Source organism: Vallicoccus soli (assembly GCF_003594885.1).
GTDB lineage: Bacteria > Actinomycetota > Actinomycetes > Motilibacterales > Motilibacteraceae > Vallicoccus > Vallicoccus soli.
In genome coordinates this window covers 120,109-139,889 of the sequence record NZ_QZEZ01000008.1, presented here as the reverse complement: position 1 = coordinate 139,889, position 19,781 = coordinate 120,109, and the positions used below count along the sequence as shown (strand labels likewise).

The following is a 19,781-nucleotide window of genomic DNA, read 5'->3' as shown; positions in this document are numbered from 1 at the left end:
CGGACCGGGACCGGCGCCCGGCCCGGGTTCCGGACGGGGCGGCGGGGGTAGCCCCGCCGCATGGCGGTGCGGATCGACGTGGAGCAGCTGGGGCTGCGGGAGTACGCGGTCGAGGTCCTCGACGAGGACGACGACCCCGGTGCGGCGACGCAGCACCGGGTCGTCGTCCCGTCGGGGGTCCTCGACCGGCTGCTGCTCGACGAGGACGACGGGGCGGCCCTCGTACGGGCGACCTTCGAGTTCCTGCTGGAGCGCACCACCGCGGACGCGCTGCCGGAGGAGATGTCCCTCGTCGAGGTGGCTGAGGAGCACGAGGACTACGACGAGGAGATGCGCGACCGGCTCTCCTGACTGGGGCATGATGCCCGGGTGATCAGGGTCGAGCAGGACGTCGACGCACCCGTCGACGTGGTCCAGTCCGTCCTCGACGACGGGTGGAGCTACGTCTCCTGGGTCGTCGGGGCCTCGCGCATCCGGGCGGTCGACGCGGCCTGGCCCGCACCCGGCAGTCGCCTGCACCACTCGGCCGGCGCGTGGCCGCTGGTGCTCGACGACACCACGACGGTCGTGCGGCGCGACCCCGGCCGCGAGCTCGTGCTGCAGGCGCGCGGCTGGCCCGCGGGCGAGGCGCGCATCCGGCTGCTGCTGTCGCCGCTCTCCGGTGACCGCACCCGCGTGGTGCTCGAGGAGGATGCGACGAGCGGGCCCGGGCGCCTCGTCCCCGCCCCGCTGCGCCACCTGGTCCTGCACCCGCGCAACCGCGAGTCGCTCCAGCGCCTGGCCCTGCTCTGCGCCGGCCGGGCGGGCCGCCCGGCGCGGGGCGAGGAGGACTGAGGGGCCCCCGGCCCTCGGGGACCCCCGGGCCCTCGGGGACCCCCGGGCTCAGGGCTCCCGGTCGAGCAGCCGGCTCCAGGCCGTGTGCCGCAGGCCGCGCACGAGCGAGCCCGCGGGGCCGTACGACGCGAGCAGCGCCCGGGCGGCGTTCCACCCCGGCGCCCCGTGCACCCCGCCGCCGGGGTGGGCGGAGGCGCTGCCGAGGTAGAGCCCGGGCAGCGGGGTGCCCGGGCGCCCGGTGCCCGGCGTCGGGCGGAAGAACAGCTGCTGGTGCACCGAGGAGGTGCCCTGGTTCACCGCGCCGCCGACGAGGTTGCTGTCCGCCGCCTCGAGGTCCGCCGGCCCGGCCACGTGCCGGGCCATGACGCGGTCGCGGAACCCGGGCGCCACGCGCTCCACCGTCTCCTCCACGCGCTCGACGTGGGCGGCGACCTCGTCGCGCGACCAGCCGTGCGGCACGTGGGTGTAGGCCCAGGCGGACTCGGTCCCGGCCGGGGACCGGGTGGGGTCGCTCGTGGTCATCTGCCCGAAGAGCAGGAACGGGCGCCGGGGGGTGCGGCCCGTACTGAGGTCGGCGGCGAAGTCGACGAAGCCGTCCTCGTCCACGCCCAGGTGCACGGTGCCGGCGCCGCGGGCGCCCTCGGCCGTCCACGGCACGCCGTCGCGCACCGCCCAGTCGACCTTGAGCGTCGGGTGGTCCCACTGGAAGCGGTCGAGGTCGCGGCGCAGGCGCGGCGGCAGGTGCTCCAGCCCGACGAGGTCGCGGTAGAGCACCGGGGCGGGCACGTCGGCGACGACGCCGCGGCGCACCCGGACCCGGCGCCCGTCGGCCGTCGTGACCCCCGCGGCGCGCCCCTGCTCGACCTGCACCGAGGTCACGCGGGCGCCGGTCACTAGCTCCCCGCCGCGGGCGCGCAGCCGCGCGACGAGGGCGTCCGCCAGCGACTGCGCCCCACCGCGCGGCACCGGGAAGCCGACGTCCTGGCCCAGCATCGCGAGGAGCCAGCCGAAGACCCCGCTGCCGGCGGCGTCCGGCGGCACGTCGCTGTGCATGGCGTTGCCGGTCAGCAGGAGGCGCCCGCCCTCGCCGCGGAAGGTCTCGGTCCCGAGCCGGCGCACCGGCAGCACCGCGAGCCGGGCCAGCTCGAGCGTCCCCGCCGGGCCGAGCCGGCCCAGCAGCCGGGTCAGGGCGCGCACGGGCGGGATGGGCGTGAAGAGGGCGTCGAGCAGCGGGTCGCGCAGGTGGCGGAAGTGCCCCAGCATCGCGAGCCACGCGTCGCCGTCGCCGGGGGCGAACCCCTCCAGCGAGGCCGCGGTCACGGCCGGGTCGCGGTCCAGGACCGCGGCGCGCCCGTCGTCGAGCGCGTGCGCCAGGACGTGGGGCGCGTGCGACCAGGACAGGCCGTGCTCGTGCAGGTCGAGGTCGCGGATCACCGGCGACGCCGCCGCGAGGGGGTAGAAGGCGCTGAAGAGGTCGTTCCGGACGCCGGGCGCGGTCACCTCGGCCGTGCGGACGGCCCCGCCGGCCACGTCGTTCGCCTCGAGCAGGAGCACCTCCCACCCCGCGTCCGCGAGCGCGTTGGCCGCGACGAGCCCGTTCGGGCCCGCGCCCACGACGACCGCGTCGACCGTCCCCGCCACCGGCATGCCCGCTCCTCGCCGCCCTGCGCCCCGCCGACCGCGGGCCGTCGCTGCGCTCCTGCCCGGCACCCGCGGCCGCGACACGCCGACCGGTGCGCGAGCGCTCCGGGCCGCTCCGGCGCCGCCGGTGTGCGCCGCCCCGCCCTGGGTAGCCCGTGCCCGGCGGCGGCTCGAGCAGGGGGGCGCCGGCACCACCCCGACGGCAGGAGCCGGGACCATGAGCGAGGCCAGGACCGAGGCCAGCACCGAGGCCAGCACCGCGACGAGCGCGCTCGGCGCGCGGCTGCGGGCGGCGGGCGAGGCGTACTCCCCGGACGAGGAGCGGCCCCTGCGCGGCTACGTCGGGGCGATGGCGGCGTACGCCGGCCTGGTCGCCGCGGTGGCCGCCGCCACCCGGAGCCGCGGCCTGCCCGAGCGGATCAGCCCCTGGGACGTGCTCCTGCTGTCGGTGGCCACCCACCGCCTCGCGCGCACCATCAGCAAGGACGCCGTGGCCAGCCCGCTGCGCGCCCCCTTCACCCGCTACCGCGGCGCCGCCGCGCCCTCCGAGCTCGCGGAGGAGGTGCGCGACGACGGACCGGTGCGCCACGCGGTCGGCGAGCTCCTGACCTGCCCCTTCTGCCTCGCCCAGTGGGTCGCCACGGGCTTCACCGCGGGGCACCTGCTCGCCCCCCGCGGCACGCGGGCCGTGGCCGCCACGCTGACCGCCGTCGCCGGCGCGGACTTCCTGCAGTACGCGTACGCGAAGGCGCAGGCCTCCGCGCACTGACCGGGCCCAGACCGGCGCGCACCCGGCGCGCGCCCGGCGCGGCCGGTGCGCGGGAGGGGAGGACCTCGGGTAGCGTCCGAGCCACGGGAGCGGGCGCGTGATGATTTACCAGTCCTTGGTGTTATCCGCGCTTGAGGTGGCTAGAAGCCATTCGAGTGCTTGAGCAGCAGGCACACGTCCCGTCGACACGGGTCCGCGCACGCCGGCCCCGGGACCCCGCCGGAGGTGTGTGCAGTGCCCTTGGCCGACGCGCGCGCGGGCCGTCCCGCCGCGGTCCTCTTCGACCGCGACGGGACCCTCGTGCACGACGTGCCCTACAACGGGGACCCGGCGCTGGTCCGCCCCGTCGAGGGGGCGCGCGCGGCGCTCGACCGGCTGCGCGCCGCGGGCGTGCGCACCGGCGTGGTGACCAACCAGTCCGGGATCGCCAGGGGCCTGCTCACCCGCGCCCAGGTCGACGCGGTCAACGCCCGCGTCGAGGAGCTCCTCGGCCCCTTCGGCACGTGGCAGGTGTGCCCCCACGGGGAGGCCGACGCCTGCGCGTGCCGCAAGCCGGCGCCCGGCATGGTCCTCGCCGCCGCGGCGGCCCTCGGGGTCGACCCCGCGGAGTGCGCCGTGGTCGGCGACATCGGCCGCGACGTCGACGCCGCGGCGGCGGCCGGCGCCCGCGGGGTGCTCGTGCCGACCCCCGTGACGCTGCCCGACGAGGTCGGGCGCGCGCCCGAGGTCGTCGGCACGCTCACGGCGGCGGTGGACCTGCTGCTCGACGGGGCCGCTGCGGGCGCGGTGCGCGCGTGAGGCGCGGCCACGTCCTCGTCGTCCGCCTCGACAACGACGGCGACGTCCTCCTGTCCGGACCGGCCGTGCGGGCGGTGGCCGCCGCGTCCGACCGCGTGACCCTCGTCTGCGGGCCGCGCGGGCGCCAGGCGGCGGCCCTCCTGCCGGGCGTGGACGACGTCCTCGTGTGGGACGCGCCCTGGGTCGGCTACGCACCCGACCCCCTCGACCCCGACGACGTGCTCGACGTGGTGGCGCGCCTGCGGGCGCTCGACGCCGACGAGGCCGTGGTCCTCACCTCCTTCCACCAGTCGCCCCTGCCGATGGCGCTGCTGCTGCGCATGGCCGGCGTCCGCCGCCTCGCCGCGACCAGCGTCGACTACCCCGGGTCGCTGCTCGACGTGCGGCACCGCGTCGACGACACGTGGCACGAGGTCGAGAAAGCGCTGTCCCTCACCACGGCGGCCGGCTTCCCGCTGCCGCCCGGCGACGACGGTCGCCTGGCCGTGCGGCACCCGCTCCCCGACGTGCGGCACCTGGTCGGCGAGGGGTCGTTCGTCGTGCTGCACCCCGCGGCGTCGGTGCCGGCGCGCGCGCCGAGCCCCGACGTGGCCCGCTCCCTCGCCGGGGCGCTCACCGCGGCCGGGCACCGCGTGGTCGTCACCGGCGCGCCGTCCGAGGCGGGCCTGACCGCCCACGTGGCCGGGGGCCGCTGCCTCGACCTCGGCGGCAGGACGGGCTACCCGGAGCTCGCGGCGGTGCTCGCCGCCGCCGACGCCGTCGTCGTCGGCAACACGGGGCCGGCGCACCTGGCCGCCGCCGTCCGCACACCCGTCGTCTCGCTGTTCGCCCCAGTGGTCGACCCCGGCGCCTGGGGCCCGTACGGCGTCCCGACCGTCGTCCTCGGCGACCTCGCCGCGCCGTGCCGCGGCACCCGCGCCCGCACCTGCCCCGTCCCGGGCCACCCCTGCCTCGACTCCCTGACCCCCGAGGAGGTCCTCGCCGCCGTGGCGCAGCTGACCGACGGGCGCGCCGCAGGCGCCGCCCCCGCCCCCCGCCCCCGCGACGCCCGGGAGGTCCCGGCGTGAGGATCCTCGTCTGGCACGTCCACGGCTCGTGGACCACCGCCTTCGTCCAGGGCCGGCACGAGTACCTCCTCCCGCGCCTGCCCGAGCGCGGGCCGGACGGCATGGGCCGCGCGACCACCTGGGACTGGCCGGCCGCCGCGCGCGAGGTCCACCCGGACGCCCTGCGCGAGGAGGGGGTCGACCTCGTCGTCCTGCAGCGCCCGCACGAGCTCGAGCTCGCCGAACGGCTCCTCGGGCGCACGCTCGGGGCCCGCGGCGACGTGCCCGCGGTCTACCTCGAGCACAACACCCCCAAGGGCGAGGTGCCCTCCACCCGGCACCCGGTGGCGGACCGCTCGGACGTGCCGCTCGTGCACGTGACGCACTTCAACGAGCTGTTCTGGGACGCCGGCTCGGCGCCGACCACGGTCATCGAGCACGGCATCCTCGACCCCGGGCACCGCTACACCGGCGAGCTCGCGCGGGTCGGGGTCGTCGTCAACGAGCCGGTGCGCCGGGGCCGGGTCACCGGCACGGACCTCGTGCCGCGCATCGCGGCGGCCGCCCCCGTGGACGTCTACGGCATGAAGGTCGCGGCGCTGCCCGGGCACCTCGGGCTGGGCCCGGACCGCCTGGCCGTGCACGAGGACCTGCCGCAGGCGGCGATGCACGCCGAGCTGGCGCGGCGGCGGGTCTACGCCCACCCGCTGCGCTGGACGTCGCTGGGCCTGTCGCTGCTCGAGGCGATGGCGCTCGGCATGCCGGTCGTCGCGCTCGCGACGACCGAGGCGGTGGAGGCGGTGCCGCAGGCCGCGGGCGTGGTCACCACGCGGGTGGACGCCTTCGTGGACGCGGTGCGCCGCTTCGTGCACGACCCCGAGTGGGCCGTGGCCGTCGGCAAGGAGGCCCGGTCCGCGGCCCTGGGCCGCTACGGGCTCGAGCGGTTCCTGGGCGACTGGGACCGGCTGATCGAGGAGGTGGTCCGATGAGGATCGCGATGGTGTCCGAGCACGCGAGCCCGCTGGCGGCGATCGGCGGCGTCGACGCGGGCGGGCAGAACGTGCACGTCGCGGCGCTGTCCGCCGCGCTGGCCCGCCAGGGGCACGAGGTGGTCGTGCACACCCGCCGCGACGACCCCTCGCTGCCGCAGCGGGTCGAGGTGGAGCCGGGCTTCGTCGTGGACCACGTGGACGCCGGCCCGCCGGTGCCGCTGCCCAAGGACGAGCTGCTGGCGTGGATGCCCGACTTCGGGCACGAGCTGGCCCGGCGCTGGGGGGCCGAGCGCCCCGACATCGCCCACGCGCACTTCTGGATGTCCGGCCTCGCCTCGCTCATCGCGCGGCGCGCGACCGGGGTGCCCGTCGTGCAGACCTTCCACGCCCTGGGCGTGGTCAAGCGGCGGCACCAGGGGGCGGCCGACACCAGCCCGCCGGAGCGGGTCCGCCTGGAGAAGGCGATCGCCCGCGACGTGGACCGGATCGTCGCGACCTGCACCGACGAGCTGTCCGAGCTCGTCCGGCTCGGCGCGGACCGGCGCGACGTGGCGATCATCCCCTGCGGCGTGGACATCGACCAGTTCACCGAGTCGGGCCCGGTGGCCGAGCGCGGCGAGCGCACCCGCATCCTCACCGTGGGTCGCCTCGTGCAGCGCAAGGGCGTCGACACGGCCATCGCGGCGCTGGCCGCGGTGCCGGACGCCGAGCTCGTCGTGGCCGGCGGCCCCGACGCCGCCCACCTCGGCGAGGACCCGGAGGCGCGGCGCCTGCGCGCGCTCGCCGAGCGCCGGGGCGTCTCGGACCGCGTGCTCATGGTGGGGCAGGTCGGGCGCGAGGAGATGCCGGCCCTCCTGCGCTCGGCCGACGTCGTCGTCTGCGTCCCCTGGTACGAGCCCTTCGGCATCGTGCCGCTGGAGGCCATGGCCTGCCGGCGCCCGGTGGTCGCCTCGGCCGTCGGCGGGATGCTCGACACGATCGCCGACGACATCACGGGGCTGCTGGTCCCGCCGCGCCGCCCGGACCGCCTCGGCGCCACGCTGCGGCGCCTGCTCGCGGACCCGTTCCGCCTCGAGGCGTACGGCCAGGCCGGGATCGACCGCGCCCGCTCGCGCTACTCGTGGGAGCGGATCGCGACGGAGACGGCACGGGTGTACGGCGAGGTGCTGTCGCCCCGTACGGTCTCCCCCGTGGCGGAGGTCGAGGACGGTCAGGACGGGGACGTGGTGGACCTGCGCGGGCTGGAGGGCGAGCGCGCCGCCGGGGTGGTCCGGTGAGCGGCTGCCTGCCCACCGCCGGCTCCTCGGCCGGGCACCTGCGCCACCTGCGCGAGAGCCTGGACGCCTTCGCCCCGCACGCCGACGCCCTCGACCGCTGGGGCCGCGAGCTGGCCGCCGCGCTGCGCGGCGGCGCGCGGCTGCTCGCGGCCGGCAACGGCGGCAGCGCGGCGGAGGCGCAGCACCTCACGGCGGAGCTCGTGGGCCGCTACGTGGAGGACCGCGAGCCGCTCTCGGCCCTGAGCCTGCACGCGGAGACGTCGAGCCTCACGGCGATCCTCAACGACTACGGCCCGGACGAGGTCTACGCGCGGCAGGTGCGCGCCCACGGGCGCCCCGGCGACGTCCTCGTCCTCCTGTCGACGTCGGGGCGCAGCCGCAACGTCGTGGCGGCCGCCGAGGCGGGCCGGCGCGCGGGGCTGCGGGTCTGGGCGCTCACCGGCCCCGGCCCCAACGACCTGTCCCGGGCGGCCGACGAGGCGGTGTGCGTGGACGCCCCCTCCACCGCGACCGTGCAGGAGCTGCACCTCGTGGCGGTGCACATGCTCGCCGGCGCCGTCGACGTCGCCCTCGGGGTGGCGCGGCGGCCCGCGCAGGTGCTCGACCTCAGCGGCCTCGCCGCGGCGGCGCGGGAGGTGCCGGCGTGAGCGGGCCCCTGGTCGTCGTCGGCGACGTCCTGCTCGACGTCGACGTCGAGGGCACGACGACGCGGCTGTGCCCGGACGCCCCCGCCCCCGTCCTCGACGTGGAGCGCGAGCGCGTGCGCCCCGGGGGCGCGGGCCTGGCCGCCCTGCTCGCCGCGCGCGACGGCGACGAGGTCGTGCTCGTCACCGCGCTCGGCGACGACGCGGCCGCGCAGCGGCTGCGCGCCCTGCTCTCCCCCGTCGTGACCCTCGTGGCGCTGCCCGACGCGCACGGCACGCGCGAGAAGGTGCGGGTGCGCGCGGGCGGCACCTCGCTGGTGCGCCTCGACCGCGGCGGGCCCGGCGCCCCCGACGCGAGCGGCGCGGCCGAGCGGCTGCGCGAGGTCCTGGCCGGGGCGGGCGCGGTGCTCGTCAGCGACTACGGCGGCGGGACGACCTCGCTGCCCGAGGTGCGCGCGGCCCTGCAGGAGCGCCCGCACGGCGTGCCCCTCGTGTGGGACCCGCACCCGCGCGGCGCCGCCCCCGTCCCGGGGGCGACCCTCGTCACGCCGAACGCGGACGAGGCCCAGCGCCTCGGCGGCCCGCTCGACGACCTGCCCGCGGCGCCCCTCGCCGCGGCCGAGGCGCGCGCCGCCGCGCTGGTGCGGCGCTGGCGCGCCGGCGCCGTCGCGGTGACGCTCGGCGCGCGCGGCGCGCTCCTGTCGTACGGCCAGGGCACGCCCGTCGTCGCCCCGGCCCCCTTCGCCGCGCACGGGGACAGCTGCGGGGCGGGCGACCGCTTCGCCACCGCGGCGGCCCAGTCGCTCGCCCACGGCGGCGGGCTGTCCGACGCCCTGACGCACGCGGTGGCCACGGCCGCCGCCTTCGTCGCCGCCGGCGGCGCTGCGTCGGTGGAGGTGCGGGACGAGCCCTCCGGCGCGCCGGCCGCGGCCCCGCCGGCCGGCACCGCCCCCGCGCCCGGCACCGCCGCGCCCGGCACCTCGACGCCCGAGGACGTCGCGCGCCGGGTGCGCGCCGCGGTCGGGGCCGGTGGCACCGTGGTGGCGACCGGCGGCTGCTTCGACCTGCTGCACGCCGGCCACGTGGCGACGCTGCGCGCGGCCCGCGCCCTCGGCGACGCGCTCGTCGTCTGCCTCAACTCCGACGCCTCGGTCTCGCGGCTCAAGGGGCCCACGCGGCCGCTGGTCACCGCCGGGGACCGCGCGCGGGTCCTCGAGGCGCTCGAGTGCGTCGACGCCGTCGTGGTGTTCGACGAGGACACGCCCGAGGCCGTGCTCGACCGGCTGCGCCCCGACGTGTGGGCCAAGGGCGGGGACTACGCCGACGTCGCCCTGCCCGAGTCCGACCTGGTCCGCTCGTGGGGCGGGCAGCCCGTGGTGCTGCCGTACCTCGACGGGCGCTCCACGACCGGCCTCGTCACCCGCATCACCAGCGGCGCGCCCCGCTAGGGCGACCCCGACCCCCGTACGAACGAACCAAGGAGGAGTGCGTTGGCACTCGGGACCGTGCTCATCACCGGCGGCTCGTCCGGCCTCGGCGCCGCGACCGTCGAGGCCGTCGCCAAGGCCGGCGGCACGCCGGTCGTCCTCGACGTGAACGCCCCGGCGGACGGGGTCGACCACGAGGTCGTCGACCTGTCGGACACCCGGGCCGCCGAGGAGGCCGTGCGCCGGGTGGCCGAGCGGCACGGCGGGCTCGACGCGGTCCTCACCGCGGCCGGCACCGACGCCTGCGGCCGGCTCGTCGACATCCCCGGCGAGCAGTGGGACAAGGTCGTGCTCGTCAACCTGCTCGGCACGGCCGCCGTCGTGCGCGCCGCGCTGCCCTACCTCGAGCGGGTCCAGGGCAAGGTCGTCACCGTGTCCTCGAGCCTCGGGCTCAAGGCGGTCTCGGACGCGACGGCGTACTGCGCCTCGAAGTTCGGCGTCATCGGCTTCACCCGCGCGCTCGCCGCCGAGACCAAGGGCCAGGTCGGCGTGACCCTGCTCGTCCCCTCGGGCATGGCGACCGCCTTCTTCGACGGGCGCACCGAGCAGTACAAGCCCGGCCCCGACGCCAAGCTCAACGACCCGGCGAACGTCGCGCAGGCCGTGCTCTTCGCCCTGCAGCAGCCCGCGGGCTGCGAGGTCCGCGAGCTCGTCATCACGACGTCGGAGGAGCCCTCCTACCCGTGAGGCTCCTCGTCCTGCGGGCCCTCGGGCTCGGGGACGCGCTCACCGGGCTCCCGGCCCTGCGCGGCCTGCGCCGCGCCTGGCCGGGGGCCCGCGTCGTGCTCGCCACCGGCCCTGCCGCCGGCGGGCTCCTGCGGCGCGCCGGGGTGGTCGACGAGGTCGTGCCCGCCGGCGAGGACCTCGCCCCGCTCGCGTGGACCGGCGACGGGCACGTCGCGGTCAACCTGCACGGGCGCGGGCCGCGGAGCCACCGCCTGCTGCTGGCCACCCGCCCGGCGCGCCTCGTCGCCTTCGCCCACCCCGACGTGCCGGGGGTGCCCGGTCCCGCGTGGGACGAGCGCGAGCACGAGGTGCGGCGCTGGGCCCGCCTGGTGCCGTCGTACGAGCTCGACCCCGCCGACCTGCTGCTGCCGCCGGCCCAGGACGCCCCCGCGGTCGAGGGGGCGGTCGTGGTCCACCCCGGCGCGGCGTACGCGGCGCGGCGCTGGCCGGCCGAGCGCTTCGCCGCGGTCGCCCGGGCGCTGGCGTCCGAGGGGCGGCGCGTCGTCGTCACCGGCTCGGCGCCCGAGCGCCCCCTCGCCGAGGAGGTCGCCCGCGGGCTCGGCCCCGGCGCGGTCCTCGCCGGCGCGCTCGACCTGCCCGGCATGGTCGCGCTGCTGCAGTCGGCGGCGCTCGTCGTCGTCGGCGACACGGGCGTCGGGCACCTCGCCACGGCCTGCGGCGCCCCCGCCGTGCACCTCTTCGGGCCCGAGCCGCCCGGGCGCTGGGCGCCCCTCGTGCACCCCGAGCGGCACGCCGTGCTGTGGCACGGCGTCGAGGGCGTCGACACCGGCGGCGGCGGGCGGGCGGGCGTCCCCGACCCCCTCACCCTGCGGATCACCGTCGACGAGGTCCTCGCCGCCGCGCGGCGCCTGCTCCCCTGAACCCGCCCTGTCGTGACCCTGCAGCTCCCCGCCCGCGACCGTGCGGCTCCCCGGCGGCGACCATGCACCTCGCCGCGGCGGCGTTAGGCCCGTCGCGCCCCCGGGTACGCGGCTGGCGTCCCGGCCCCCGACCACGGGCCGACCCGGCCGGGCCCGACCACCAGGAGGAGCACCGCATGGCGGACAGCGCGCACGGCATCGACCCCAGCACCCTCGACGAGGCCGACCTCGTGCGCGAGCTGGCCCACCTGCACGAGACGCGCCACGAGACGTTCCTGCACGGTTCGGGCGACGCCCTGTCCGCGCACACGGGCCGCACGGCGGCCCTCGAGCAGGAGTACCTCCGCCGGCACCCCGAGCGCGACGTCGACCTGGGCCGCACCCGCGAGGGGGCCCGCAGCCGGGACTGACCGCACGCGCCACCGTGCGCGCACGATCGCGGCGGGGTGGGGGCGGGCGGTAGCGTCGCCGGGTGGACGTGCCGCGGGGGCAGGTGCTGGCGTTCCGGGTCCGGGCGCAGGAGCTCGACCGGGAGGAGGGGTCGGCCGACGACGCGGCCGTCCTCGACCTCGGCGTGCAGGACACCGGCCCCGACGGCGCCGCGTGGGCCCTCGCCCTGCGGGGCGTGCGCCGGGCGCGGACCGCCGGCGGGCACCTGGCGCTCGTGTGGTCCGTGCGGGGCGCGCCGCACGCGTACCGGCGGCAGGACCTGCCCGGCGTGGCGGCGGCGGTGGCGCCGTTCGGGGAGGCCGACGCGGCCAAGCGGGTGTACGACGCGAGCAAGCCGCTGAAGGCCGCCGGGATCCCCGTCCTCGACGCCCTCGACGCCGTCGCCGGGGCGATGCGCGCGGCGGTCCCCGCCCCGCGGGTCAAGGGCGAGGTCTCGCGCGCGGTCTCCGACGCGCTGCCCGCCCCGTACGTGCGCCACTGCCGGCCGTGCGGTGCGGTGCACCTCTTCGAGCAGCCGTTCCGGCTCGCCGCGCTGCGCGCCGGCCTCGAGCTCGAACCCGGGACGAGCCCGCCCGTGCTGCGCCCCGTGCCCGGCTTCGCCCCCGCGGACGACGTGCCCGCGCACCTGGACGTGGTGCGCGGCTGCCTGCGGTTCCTCGGCCCGGCGACGCCGCAGCTCGTCGCCGGCTACCTCGACGCGCCGGTGGCCGACGTGCGGGCCCGCTGGCCGCAGGACGCGCTCGAGGTGCGGGTCGACGGCGAGCGGCGCTGGGTGCTCGCGGCCGACGCCGACCGGCTCGCCGCCGGACCGGTCCGCGGGACGCGCCTGCTCGGGCCGTACGACCTGCTCCTGCAGGCGCGCGACCGCAGCCTGCTCGTGCCCGACCGGGCCCGCGCGAAGGCGCTGTGGCCGGTGCTCGGGCGCCCCGGCGCCGTCCTGCACGACGGCGAGCTCGCCGGGTTGTGGCGCCCCCGGGCCGCCGGGCGCCGGCTGCGGGTGCAGCTGGACCTCTGGGACCCCGCCGCCCTCGACGGCGCCCAGGGGCAGGCCGAGCGGCTCGCCGCCCACCGCGGCGTGGAGCTGCAGGGCGTGGAGGTCGGCGCCTGACCCCTCGGGGAGGTCCCTGAGCGGACCCCGGGATCGCCGCGCGCGGCTCGACCTCGCGGCGCGCAGGGGCGAGCATGGGGGCATGCCCGGACGCGACCCCGACGACATCGACGCCCTCCTCGCGGAGGTCGACCGCTCCCTCTCCGGCGGGTCGGCGCAGGGCCGCCCCGCGCGCCCCGCCCGCGGCGGGGCCTCGGCGCCCGCACCGCGCGCGCCGCGCGGCGCCGGGCTCCGGCAGGCGGCGACCGCGGCCATCGTGCCCGCCGCGGCCATCGCCGCCGTGGTGGGCGTGGTGTTCCTCTTCGTGCCGTTCCTCGGCGGGCTCAGCGGGCTCGCCGGCGCCTTCCTCGGCGCGCTCCTCGCGGGGCTGGTGGCGCGCTTCCGGCGGTGACCGGGGGCTCAGCGGTGGCGCGCGCGCAGCGGCAGGAGCACCCAAAGCACGAGGAACCACGCGGCCGCACCGCCCGCCAGCAGCACCGCACCCGTGCCGCCCACGACCACGTCGACCACGAGGAACACCGCCCCCGAGACCGCGAGCAGGAGCAGGCCGAGGCCGACGACGGCCAGGGTGTTCGCGACCCGTACGAGCTCCTCGCGCTTGCCGCGGCGGAAGACGAGCCGGTGGAACGCCACCGGCGCGATGAGGGTGCCGGTGGCGGCGGCGCTGAGCAGCAGCGTGACGACGTACGCGACCCGCTGGACCTCGGTGGTGCCGTCGAAGCGCGCGTTGAACGGCAGGGTCAGCAGGAAGGCGAAGAGGATCTGCACGCCGGTCTGCGCGACGCGCAGCTCCTGCAGCAGCTCGTTGAGGTTTCGGTCGAGCAGCGTCGCCTCGGGCTGGCCCCGGCGCCGCGCGGACCGCTCCAGCGGCGTCTCCCCCGTCGTCACGCGCGGCCCCCCCGCTCCCCGAGGGCGTAGAACGCCACGGCGGCGGCCGCGGCGACGTTGAGGCTGTCCACGCCGGGGGCCATGGGGATGCGCACCGCCAGGTCCGCGCGGGCGATCGCCTCCGCGCTGAGGCCCTCGCCCTCGGTGCCCAGCAGCAGCGCGCAGCGCTCGCGCACGTGCGGCGGCACCGCGTCGAGCGCCACCGACCCCTCGGCGGGGGTCAGGGCCAGCACCGGCAGCCCCGCGTCGCGCAGCAGGTCGATCCCGTCCGGCCAGGCCTCGAAGCGCGCGTGGGGCACCGAGAAGACCGCGCCCATCCCGACCTTCACCGCGCGCCGGTAGAGCGGGTCGGCGCAGCGCGGCGTCAGCAGCACCGCGTCCATGCCGAGGGCGGCGGCGCCGCGGAAGACCGCGCCGAGGTTCGTCGTGCTGACGACGTCCTCGCACACCGCGACCCGCCGCGCGGTGCGGAGCAGGTCCTCGACCCGCGGCAGCGGCTTGCGCTGCACCGAGGCCAGGGCCCCGCGGTGCACCGCGAAGCCGGTGAGCCGCTCCAGCAGGGCGTCGTCGGCGACGTACGCCGTCGCGCCGGTCGCCTCGAGCAGGTCGGTGAGCCCGGGGAGCCACTTGCGCCCCAGCAGGACCGAGCGCACGGCGTAGCCCGCCGCCACGGCGCGGCGCACCACCTTCTCGCCCTCGGCGAGGAAGAGCCCGTGCTCGGGCTCGAGGCGCCGGCGCAGGGCGACGTCGGTGAGCCCGACGTAGTCCGCGAGCCGCGGGTCGTCCGGGCTGTCGACCTCGACGACGCGCACCGTCACGCCACCACCAGCTGCGCCACGGCCAGCAGGCCGACGAGGACGACGAGGCCGCGCAGCGCCGCCGGCGAGAGCCGGCGCCCGATCCGGGCACCCACGAGACCGCCGAGGGCGGCGCCCACCGCGACGGCCGCGGCCGCCCGGTAGTCGACCTCGCCCGCGACGATGAACAGCAGCGCGGCGACGGCGTTGACGAGCCCGGCGAGGACGTTCTTCAGCGCGTTGAGCCGCTGCAGGTCCTCCGCGAGCGTCGCCCCGAGCAGGCCCATGAGGATCACGCCCTGCGCGGCGCCGAAGTAGCCGCCGTAGACCCCGGTGCCCGCCACCCCGAGCAGCAGCAGCGGGCCGCCGTGCGGACGGGCCCCGCCGCGCCGCGCCGCGCGCCGCGCGAGCCGCGGCTGGAGCACGACGAGCACGCAGGCGACGACGATGAGCACCGGGACGACCGCCGAGAACGCGTCCTCGGGCAGCGCGAGCAGGAGCACCCCGCCGACGACCCCGCCGACGAGGGACGCCGCGCCGAACCGCAGGGCGCGCGCCCGCTGCCCGCGCAGCTCGTGCCGGTAGCCCCACGCCCCCACGACGGACCCCGGGACCAGCCCGAGGCAGTTGGACGTGTTGGCGACGACCGGCGGCAGCCCGACGGCGAGCAGCGCCGGGAAGGTCACGAGCGTGCCCGAGCCCACGACGGTGTTGATCGTCCCCGCCGCCAGCCCGGCCAGCGCCACGCCGAGCAGCTCCAGGACGGTCACCGCGCGATCCTCCCGCACGCCCGCGGCGGGCTACAGCAGGGCCCCCGGCGTGCCGACGTGCACCCCGTGGTCCTCCCCCGCCGCACCGCCGCAGCCGCCGCCCTCGCCCTGCTGCTCCCGGTGGCCCTGCTCCCCGCCGTCCTGGTCCCCGCGGCCCCGGCGCTCGCCGCCCCGCTGCCCGCGGGCGGGTCCGGGGCCTCCGCGGCCGCCGCTGGTGCGGCCGCCGCGGGCGCCGCCGCCGCCGGTGCGGCGGCCGGGGCGGCCGAGGCCCAGCGGGACCTCGACGACCTCGCGCGACGGCTCGGGGACGCCGTGGCGGCGTACGACGCCGCGCTCGCCGACGTCTCCTCGGCCACCGCCCGGGCCCTCGGCGCCGCGGCGGGGGCGGACGCCGCCCGCGGGGCCGCCGGCGCCGCCGACGACGCCCGGGCCGCGCGGGTGCGCGCGCTCTACATGGGCGGCGGGCCCCTCGGGCAGTACGCCGGGGCGCTCGCGAGCCGGGGCGACCTCCTGCAGCGGCTCGCGTACGTCCAGCGGGTCGTCGCCGCCGACCGGGCGCTGCTGCTGGCGCGCCAGGGCGACGCCCGCCGGGCCGAGCGCGCCGCCGGAGCCGCGGCCCGCCGGGCCGACGCGGTCCGGTCGCGCGCCGACGACGTGCGCGCCCGGCGCGAGGCGCTCGACGCCCTCGTCGCCGGGGCGCGGGCCCGCCACGACGCGCTCGTCGCCGAGGCCGCGCGCCTCGCCGAGCAGCAGCGGGCGGCCGAGGCCACCGCCTCGGCCGCGGCCGCCGCCGAGGCCGCGGCGGCGGCCGCCGCGCGGGCGCGGGCGCTCGCCGCCGCCCGCGGGGCCGCGTCCGCCGCCCGGCGGGCCGAGGTCGCCGCCGCCCGTACCGAGGGCGCCCGCGCCGCGCAGGCCGAGGGCCGGGGGGTGCCGGCCGAGTACGCGGTGCTCTACCACCGCTCCGCCGCGACCTGCCCGGGCATGCCCTGGGCGGTCCTCGCCGCCGTCGGGCAGGTCGAGTCCGACCACGGGGCCAACGCCGTGGACTCCTCCGCGGGCGCGCAGGGGCCGATGCAGTTCATGCCGGCGACGTTCGCCCGGTACGGGGTGGACGGCGACGGGGACGGTGACACCGACGTCCACGACCCGGCGGACGCGGTCGCCAGCGCAGCGGCGTACCTCTGCGCCACCGGCGCGGGCGACCCGGCGACGCTCGAGCGGGCGCTGTGGCACTACAACCACGCGCAGTGGTACGTCGACCTCGTGCTCGGCGTCGCCCGCGACCTCGACCCGGCGCTGGCGCCGGAGGTCCCCCGCGCCTGAGGGCGCCCCTCAGGCGCCCGTGCGCCCCGCGTCGCCCGCCGCCGGACCGGCCGAGCCCGCGCCGTCCACCTGCGCGGCCGGGCGGGGGACGGCCCGCGGCGGCTCGACGGTGCCCGCCGGGGCCGCGCCGCCGGCCGGGACGACCGGGCCCGCCGCGGCGGCGCCCGGGCCGCCCTGGCCCAGCATCCCGCCGATGCCCTTGAGGGCCTCGCCGAGCTCGCTGGGGACGATCCACAGCTTGTTGGACGAGCCGTTGGCGATCTGCGGGAGCGTCTGCAGGTACTGGTACGCGAGCAGCTTGGGGTCCGGGTCGCCGGCGTGGATGGCCTCGAAGACCTTCTGGATCGCCTGCGCCTCGCCGTCCGCGCGCAGGATGGCGGCCTGCGCCTCGCCCTCGGCCCGCAGGATGTCGGACTGGCGCTGGCCCTCGGCGGTGAGGATCTGCGACTGCTTGGTGCCCTCGGCGGTGAGGATCTGCGCGCGGCGGTCGCGCTCGGCGCGCATCTGCTTCTCCATCGAGTCCTGGATCGACGCCGGCGGGTCGATGGCCTTGAGCTCGACGCGGTTGACCCGGATGCCCCAGCGGCCGGTGGCCTCGTCGAGGACGCCGCGCAGGGTGCTGTTGATCTGGTCGCGGCTGGTGAGGGTCTCCTCGAGGTTGAGCCCGCCGACGACGTTGCGCAGCGTCGTGACCGTCAGCTGCTCGACCGCCTGGATGTAGTTGGCGATCTCGTACGAGGCCGCCTTCGGGTCGGTCACCTGGAAGTAGATGACCGTGTCGATGGAGACGACGAGGTTGTCCTCGGTGATGACCGGCTGCGGCGGGAACGACACGACCTGCTCGCGCAGGTCGATGAGCGGCGCGAGGCGGTCGACGAACGGGACGAGGATCGAGAGCCCGGGCGTGAGGGTGCGGTTGTAGCGCCCCAGCCGCTCCACGACGCCCGCCCGCGCCTGCGGGATGATCCGCACCGTCTTGGCCAGCGTGACGAGCACGAGCAGGACGACGACGACGGCGACGGCGAGCGCGACGGCGGATCCGGTGTCCACGGGCGGTCCTCCAGGGGTTCGGTGAGGCGGGTCTAGTCGGCGGCGAGGACGATCGCGGTCGCGCCCTCGATCTGCACCACGTCCACGGTGCGCCCGGGCTCGATCGCCGCGTGGGGGTCGTACGAGCGGGCGGACCAGACCTCGCCGGCGAGCTTGACCCGCCCGGTGAGGGCGTCGACCCGCTCGAGGACGACGGCCTGGCTGCCGACGAGGGCGGCGATGCCGGTGCGGACCTCGTGCGGCGTGCGCAGGTGGCGCAGCGCGACGGGGCGCACGACGAGCAGCATCGCGAGCGCGGAGAGTCCGCCGACGAGCAGCTGGGCCCACAGGGCCAGGCCGAGGCCGGCGCCCAGCGCACCGGCGAGGGCGCCGGCCGCGAGCATGATGAAGATGAGGTCGAGGGTCATGATCTCGACGCCGGCGAGGACCAGCGCGACGATCACCCACGCCAGCCACGCGTTGTCCGAGATCCAGTCGCCCACACGTCAAGTGTAGGTAAAGGAGCAGCGTCCCGCGCCGTGACCCGCCGCACGGCGGGTCGCCGGCGCGTCCTCAGCGGGGCGCCACGGCCGCGCGCGCGGCCCAGCGGCCGTCGGCGCGGTCGAGCACGAGCGGCAGGCCGAAGCACGCCCCGAGCGCCTGCGCGGTGAGGACCTCGCCGACCGGGCCGGCGGCCAGCACGCGCCCGGAGCGCAGCAGCAGGGCGTGCGTGGTGCCCGGCGGCACCTCCTCCACGTGGTGCGTGACGAGCACCATGGCGGGCGCGGCCGGGTCGGCGGCGAGGGCGCCGAGGCGGCGTACGAGGTCCTCCCGCCCGCCCAGGTCGAGGCCGCCGGCCGGCTCGTCGAGGAGCATGAGCTCGGGGTCGGCCATGAGCGCGCGGGCGATCTGGACCCGCTTGCGCTCGCCCTCGCTCAGGGTGCCGAAGAGGCGGGCGGCGAGGTGCGCGACCCCCAGCGCGGCGAGCAGCTCGTCGGCGCGCGCCTCGTCGACGGCGTCGTACGCCTCCCGCCACCGGCCGACGACCGCGTAGGAGGCGGTGAGCACGACGTCGCGCACCCGCTCCTGGCGCGGGAGGCGCTCGGCGAGCGCGGCGCTGGACAGCCCGATCCGCGGCCGCAGCTCGAAGACGTCCACGAGCCCCAGCTGCTCGCCGAGCACGTGCGCGGTGCCCGAGGTCGGGTGCAGCTGCGCGGCGGCGAGCTGCAGCAGCGTCGTCTTGCCGGCGCCGTTGGGCCCGAGCACGACCCAGCGCTCCCCCTCGCGCACGGTCCAGCTCACGCGGTCGAGCAGGGTCGTGCTCCCGCGCACGACGCTGACGCCGTCGAGGTCCAGGACGGGGGGTGCGGGGCTCACGACCACGGGACCCTACGCGGGGACCCGGACCCGGCGCTCGCCGGACCTCCCGCGCGCGGGACCTCGCGCTCGGCGGGCGACGCGGCGCCGGGCCCACCTACCCTGGTCCGCGTGCCGCTGACGCCCGCCGCCGCCGACCCGCTCGCCCTGCCCCGCTCCGCCCGCCTCGTGGCGTGGGGCAACGCGGTGCTGGCCGGCGCCGCCAGCCTCGACGAGGCCGCCGCCGAGGTGGTGGCCGGCGACGACCTGCACCGGGTGCGGGCCGCCGACGACGTGCCCGTGGGCCTGGCCGGCCTCGACGACGGCGAGGTCGGGCTCACCCTCGCCCTGGGCACGCTGCGCGCGGCCGGCGTCACCGGCCTGCGGCTCGTCCTGCCCGCCCCCGGCGACGCGGCCGGGCTGCCCGGGCCGCCGGCCTTCAACGCGCCCGCGGTCCTGGCGGGCGAGGCCGTGCTGACCGACGGCGGGGCCCGCCCGGTCGGCCTCGTCCCCGACGTGCAGGCGCTGGGCTCCTCGGGCACGGCCGTGCGCTGGGGCGCGTACGCGGTCGCGGCCCCCCGGGTCGGCGACCTGCCGCCCCTCGCCGAGGCCGAGCGCGAGCTCGCCGGCGCCGTGCGCGCGGCGACCGAGCTGCTGTCCCGGCTGGACGTCGCGCGCTCGGACCCGGCCGCGCTGGCGGAGGTCGCCCGGGCCCGCGAGGGGGCCGGCGACGGCCTCGCCCCGGGCTACCCCGCCCGCGCGCACCGCGTCATGGCGCAGGCCCGGCTGGTGCTGGCCGTCGCGGCCATCGCGCGGCGCAGCCCGGGCGGCGCCGCCACCGCCGGGGAGGCGGCGGCGCGCCTCGGGGCCCTCGCACCGCTGGACCGGGCCGGGCGCCGGGCGGTGGCCGCGGCCTGCAACGCGGTGCTGGAGCCGGCGCGCGACTGAGGGGCGCGCCGCGGGCC

Annotated in this window: 23 protein-coding genes; 16 read left to right on the top strand and 7 right to left on the bottom strand. The window is 78.8% G+C overall.

What is annotated here, in order from left to right; translation table 11 throughout:
• Window positions 1-60: 60 nt before the first annotated feature.
• Window positions 61-351 (top strand): hypothetical protein, encoded by a 291-nt coding sequence (locus tag D5H78_RS15930; protein ID WP_119951478.1) that lies wholly within the window; start codon window positions 61-63, stop codon window positions 349-351.
• An 18-nt stretch (window positions 352-369) separates the two neighbouring features.
• Window positions 370-834 carry an SRPBCC family protein gene (locus D5H78_RS15925; RefSeq protein ID WP_119951477.1) on the top strand — a complete coding sequence of 155 codons (465 nt, stop codon included), beginning with the start codon at window positions 370-372 and terminating at the stop codon, window positions 832-834.
• 48 nt (window positions 835-882) lie between these two features.
• Here the strand turns inward: D5H78_RS15925 and D5H78_RS15920 are convergent, their stop codons facing one another.
• Window positions 883-2,481: a phytoene desaturase family protein gene (locus D5H78_RS15920; protein ID WP_119951476.1), complete on the bottom strand. Its 1,599-nt coding sequence runs from the start codon at window positions 2,479-2,481 to the stop codon at window positions 883-885.
• 211 nt (window positions 2,482-2,692) lie between these two features.
• On the opposite strand from D5H78_RS15920, the gene D5H78_RS15915 reads away from it, so the two are divergent.
• From D5H78_RS15915 to D5H78_RS15860, 12 genes are all read left to right on the top strand, one after another.
• On the top strand, window positions 2,693-3,244 hold the full coding sequence (locus tag D5H78_RS15915; RefSeq protein WP_119951475.1) for a DUF1360 domain-containing protein: 552 nt from the start codon (window positions 2,693-2,695) through the stop codon (window positions 3,242-3,244).
• Window positions 3,245-3,478: 234 nt separating this feature from the next.
• Window positions 3,479-4,042 carry a D-glycero-alpha-D-manno-heptose-1,7-bisphosphate 7-phosphatase gene (locus D5H78_RS15910; protein WP_218566695.1) on the top strand — a complete coding sequence of 188 codons (564 nt, stop codon included), beginning with the start codon at window positions 3,479-3,481 and terminating at the stop codon, window positions 4,040-4,042.
• Window positions 4,039-5,109, top strand: a complete 1,071-nt coding sequence (locus D5H78_RS15905; protein WP_119951473.1) for a glycosyltransferase family 9 protein — start codon at window positions 4,039-4,041, stop codon at window positions 5,107-5,109. The genes D5H78_RS15910 and D5H78_RS15905 overlap by 4 nt, the downstream gene beginning before the upstream one ends.
• The gene (locus D5H78_RS15900; protein WP_119951472.1) at window positions 5,106-6,077 is read left to right on the top strand and encodes a glycosyltransferase; all 972 of its coding nucleotides are present in this window, start codon (window positions 5,106-5,108) and stop codon (window positions 6,075-6,077) included. Before D5H78_RS15905 ends, D5H78_RS15900 begins: the two co-directional genes overlap by 4 nt.
• Window positions 6,074-7,357 carry a glycosyltransferase gene (locus D5H78_RS15895; protein WP_119951471.1) on the top strand — a complete coding sequence of 428 codons (1,284 nt, stop codon included), beginning with the start codon at window positions 6,074-6,076 and terminating at the stop codon, window positions 7,355-7,357. Before D5H78_RS15900 ends, D5H78_RS15895 begins: the two co-directional genes overlap by 4 nt.
• Complete coding sequence (locus tag D5H78_RS15890) at window positions 7,354-8,004, top strand: D-sedoheptulose-7-phosphate isomerase (RefSeq protein ID WP_218566694.1); 651 nt, start codon at window positions 7,354-7,356, stop codon at window positions 8,002-8,004. Before D5H78_RS15895 ends, D5H78_RS15890 begins: the two co-directional genes overlap by 4 nt.
• Complete coding sequence (locus D5H78_RS15885) at window positions 8,001-9,449, top strand: PfkB family carbohydrate kinase (RefSeq protein ID WP_119951470.1); 1,449 nt, start codon at window positions 8,001-8,003, stop codon at window positions 9,447-9,449. Before D5H78_RS15890 ends, D5H78_RS15885 begins: the two co-directional genes overlap by 4 nt.
• 42 nt (window positions 9,450-9,491) lie before the next feature.
• A complete protein-coding gene (locus tag D5H78_RS15880; protein ID WP_119951469.1) occupies window positions 9,492-10,175 on the top strand; it encodes an SDR family oxidoreductase in 684 nt (227 codons plus the stop codon).
• The gene (locus tag D5H78_RS15875) at window positions 10,172-11,095 is read left to right on the top strand and encodes a glycosyltransferase family 9 protein (protein WP_218566693.1); all 924 of its coding nucleotides are present in this window, start codon (window positions 10,172-10,174) and stop codon (window positions 11,093-11,095) included. Before D5H78_RS15880 ends, D5H78_RS15875 begins: the two co-directional genes overlap by 4 nt.
• A gap of 176 nt (window positions 11,096-11,271) precedes the next feature.
• Window positions 11,272-11,505, top strand: a complete 234-nt coding sequence (locus D5H78_RS15870) for a DUF6158 family protein (RefSeq protein ID WP_119951468.1) — start codon at window positions 11,272-11,274, stop codon at window positions 11,503-11,505.
• Window positions 11,506-11,567: 62 nt separating this feature from the next.
• Window positions 11,568-12,653: a DNA glycosylase AlkZ-like family protein gene (locus D5H78_RS15865; RefSeq protein WP_119951467.1), complete on the top strand. Its 1,086-nt coding sequence runs from the start codon at window positions 11,568-11,570 to the stop codon at window positions 12,651-12,653.
• 82 nt (window positions 12,654-12,735) lie between these two features.
• Window positions 12,736-13,044: a hypothetical protein gene (locus tag D5H78_RS15860; RefSeq protein ID WP_119951466.1), complete on the top strand. Its 309-nt coding sequence runs from the start codon at window positions 12,736-12,738 to the stop codon at window positions 13,042-13,044.
• Between the two features lie 8 nt (window positions 13,045-13,052).
• Here D5H78_RS15860 and D5H78_RS15855 read toward each other — a convergent pair whose 3' ends face one another.
• The 3 genes from D5H78_RS15855 to D5H78_RS19600 are packed head-to-tail and all read right to left on the bottom strand — an operon-like array spanning window position 13,053 to window position 15,108.
• The gene (locus D5H78_RS15855; protein WP_218566692.1) at window positions 13,053-13,541 is read right to left on the bottom strand and encodes a DUF6328 family protein; all 489 of its coding nucleotides are present in this window, start codon (window positions 13,539-13,541) and stop codon (window positions 13,053-13,055) included.
• Window positions 13,538-14,359, bottom strand: coding sequence for a TrmH family RNA methyltransferase (locus D5H78_RS15850; protein WP_218566691.1), 822 nt, complete (start codon window positions 14,357-14,359; stop codon window positions 13,538-13,540). Before D5H78_RS15850 ends, D5H78_RS15855 begins: the two co-directional genes overlap by 4 nt.
• Window positions 14,356-15,108 (bottom strand): sulfite exporter TauE/SafE family protein, encoded by a 753-nt coding sequence (locus D5H78_RS19600; RefSeq protein WP_119951465.1) that lies wholly within the window; start codon window positions 15,106-15,108, stop codon window positions 14,356-14,358. Before D5H78_RS19600 ends, D5H78_RS15850 begins: the two co-directional genes overlap by 4 nt.
• A gap of 66 nt (window positions 15,109-15,174) precedes the next feature.
• Between D5H78_RS19600 and D5H78_RS20325 the strand changes: the two genes are divergently transcribed.
• Window positions 15,175-16,431: a lytic transglycosylase domain-containing protein gene (locus tag D5H78_RS20325; RefSeq protein ID WP_281268708.1), complete on the top strand. Its 1,257-nt coding sequence runs from the start codon at window positions 15,175-15,177 to the stop codon at window positions 16,429-16,431.
• 9 nt (window positions 16,432-16,440) lie between these two features.
• Here the strand turns inward: D5H78_RS20325 and D5H78_RS15835 are convergent, their stop codons facing one another.
• From D5H78_RS15835 to D5H78_RS15825, 3 genes are all read right to left on the bottom strand, one after another.
• Entirely contained in the window at window positions 16,441-17,481 is a 1,041-nt protein-coding gene (locus D5H78_RS15835) for an SPFH domain-containing protein (RefSeq protein WP_119951464.1), read from the bottom strand.
• Window positions 17,482-17,513: 32 nt separating this feature from the next.
• Window positions 17,514-17,963 (bottom strand): NfeD family protein, encoded by a 450-nt coding sequence (locus D5H78_RS15830; RefSeq protein ID WP_218566690.1) that lies wholly within the window; start codon window positions 17,961-17,963, stop codon window positions 17,514-17,516.
• Between the two features lie 70 nt (window positions 17,964-18,033).
• Window positions 18,034-18,837 carry an ABC transporter ATP-binding protein gene (locus D5H78_RS15825; protein WP_218566689.1) on the bottom strand — a complete coding sequence of 268 codons (804 nt, stop codon included), beginning with the start codon at window positions 18,835-18,837 and terminating at the stop codon, window positions 18,034-18,036.
• A gap of 111 nt (window positions 18,838-18,948) precedes the next feature.
• Here D5H78_RS15825 and D5H78_RS15820 point away from each other — a divergent pair, with 111 nt between their 5' ends.
• Window positions 18,949-19,764, top strand: a complete 816-nt coding sequence (locus tag D5H78_RS15820; protein ID WP_218566688.1) for a hypothetical protein — start codon at window positions 18,949-18,951, stop codon at window positions 19,762-19,764.
• The last annotated feature ends 17 nt before the right edge of the window (window positions 19,765-19,781 follow it).

What these genes read in the sequence shown, in the direction of transcription:
- D5H78_RS15895 (WP_119951471.1), top strand. Translation starts at nt 6,074, where the DNA reads ATGAGGATCGCGATGGTGTCCGAGCACGCGAGCCCGCTGGCGGCGATC.
- D5H78_RS15860 (WP_119951466.1), top strand. Translation starts at nt 12,736, where the DNA reads ATGCCCGGACGCGACCCCGACGACATCGACGCCCTCCTCGCGGAGGTC.
- D5H78_RS15870 (WP_119951468.1), top strand. Translation starts at nt 11,272, where the DNA reads ATGGCGGACAGCGCGCACGGCATCGACCCCAGCACCCTCGACGAGGCC.
- D5H78_RS15915 (WP_119951475.1), top strand. Translation starts at nt 2,693, where the DNA reads ATGAGCGAGGCCAGGACCGAGGCCAGCACCGAGGCCAGCACCGCGACG.
- D5H78_RS15920 (WP_119951476.1), bottom strand. Translation starts at nt 2,481, where the DNA reads ATGCCGGTGGCGGGGACGGTCGACGCGGTCGTCGTGGGCGCGGGCCCG.
- D5H78_RS15930 (WP_119951478.1), top strand. Translation starts at nt 61, where the DNA reads ATGGCGGTGCGGATCGACGTGGAGCAGCTGGGGCTGCGGGAGTACGCG.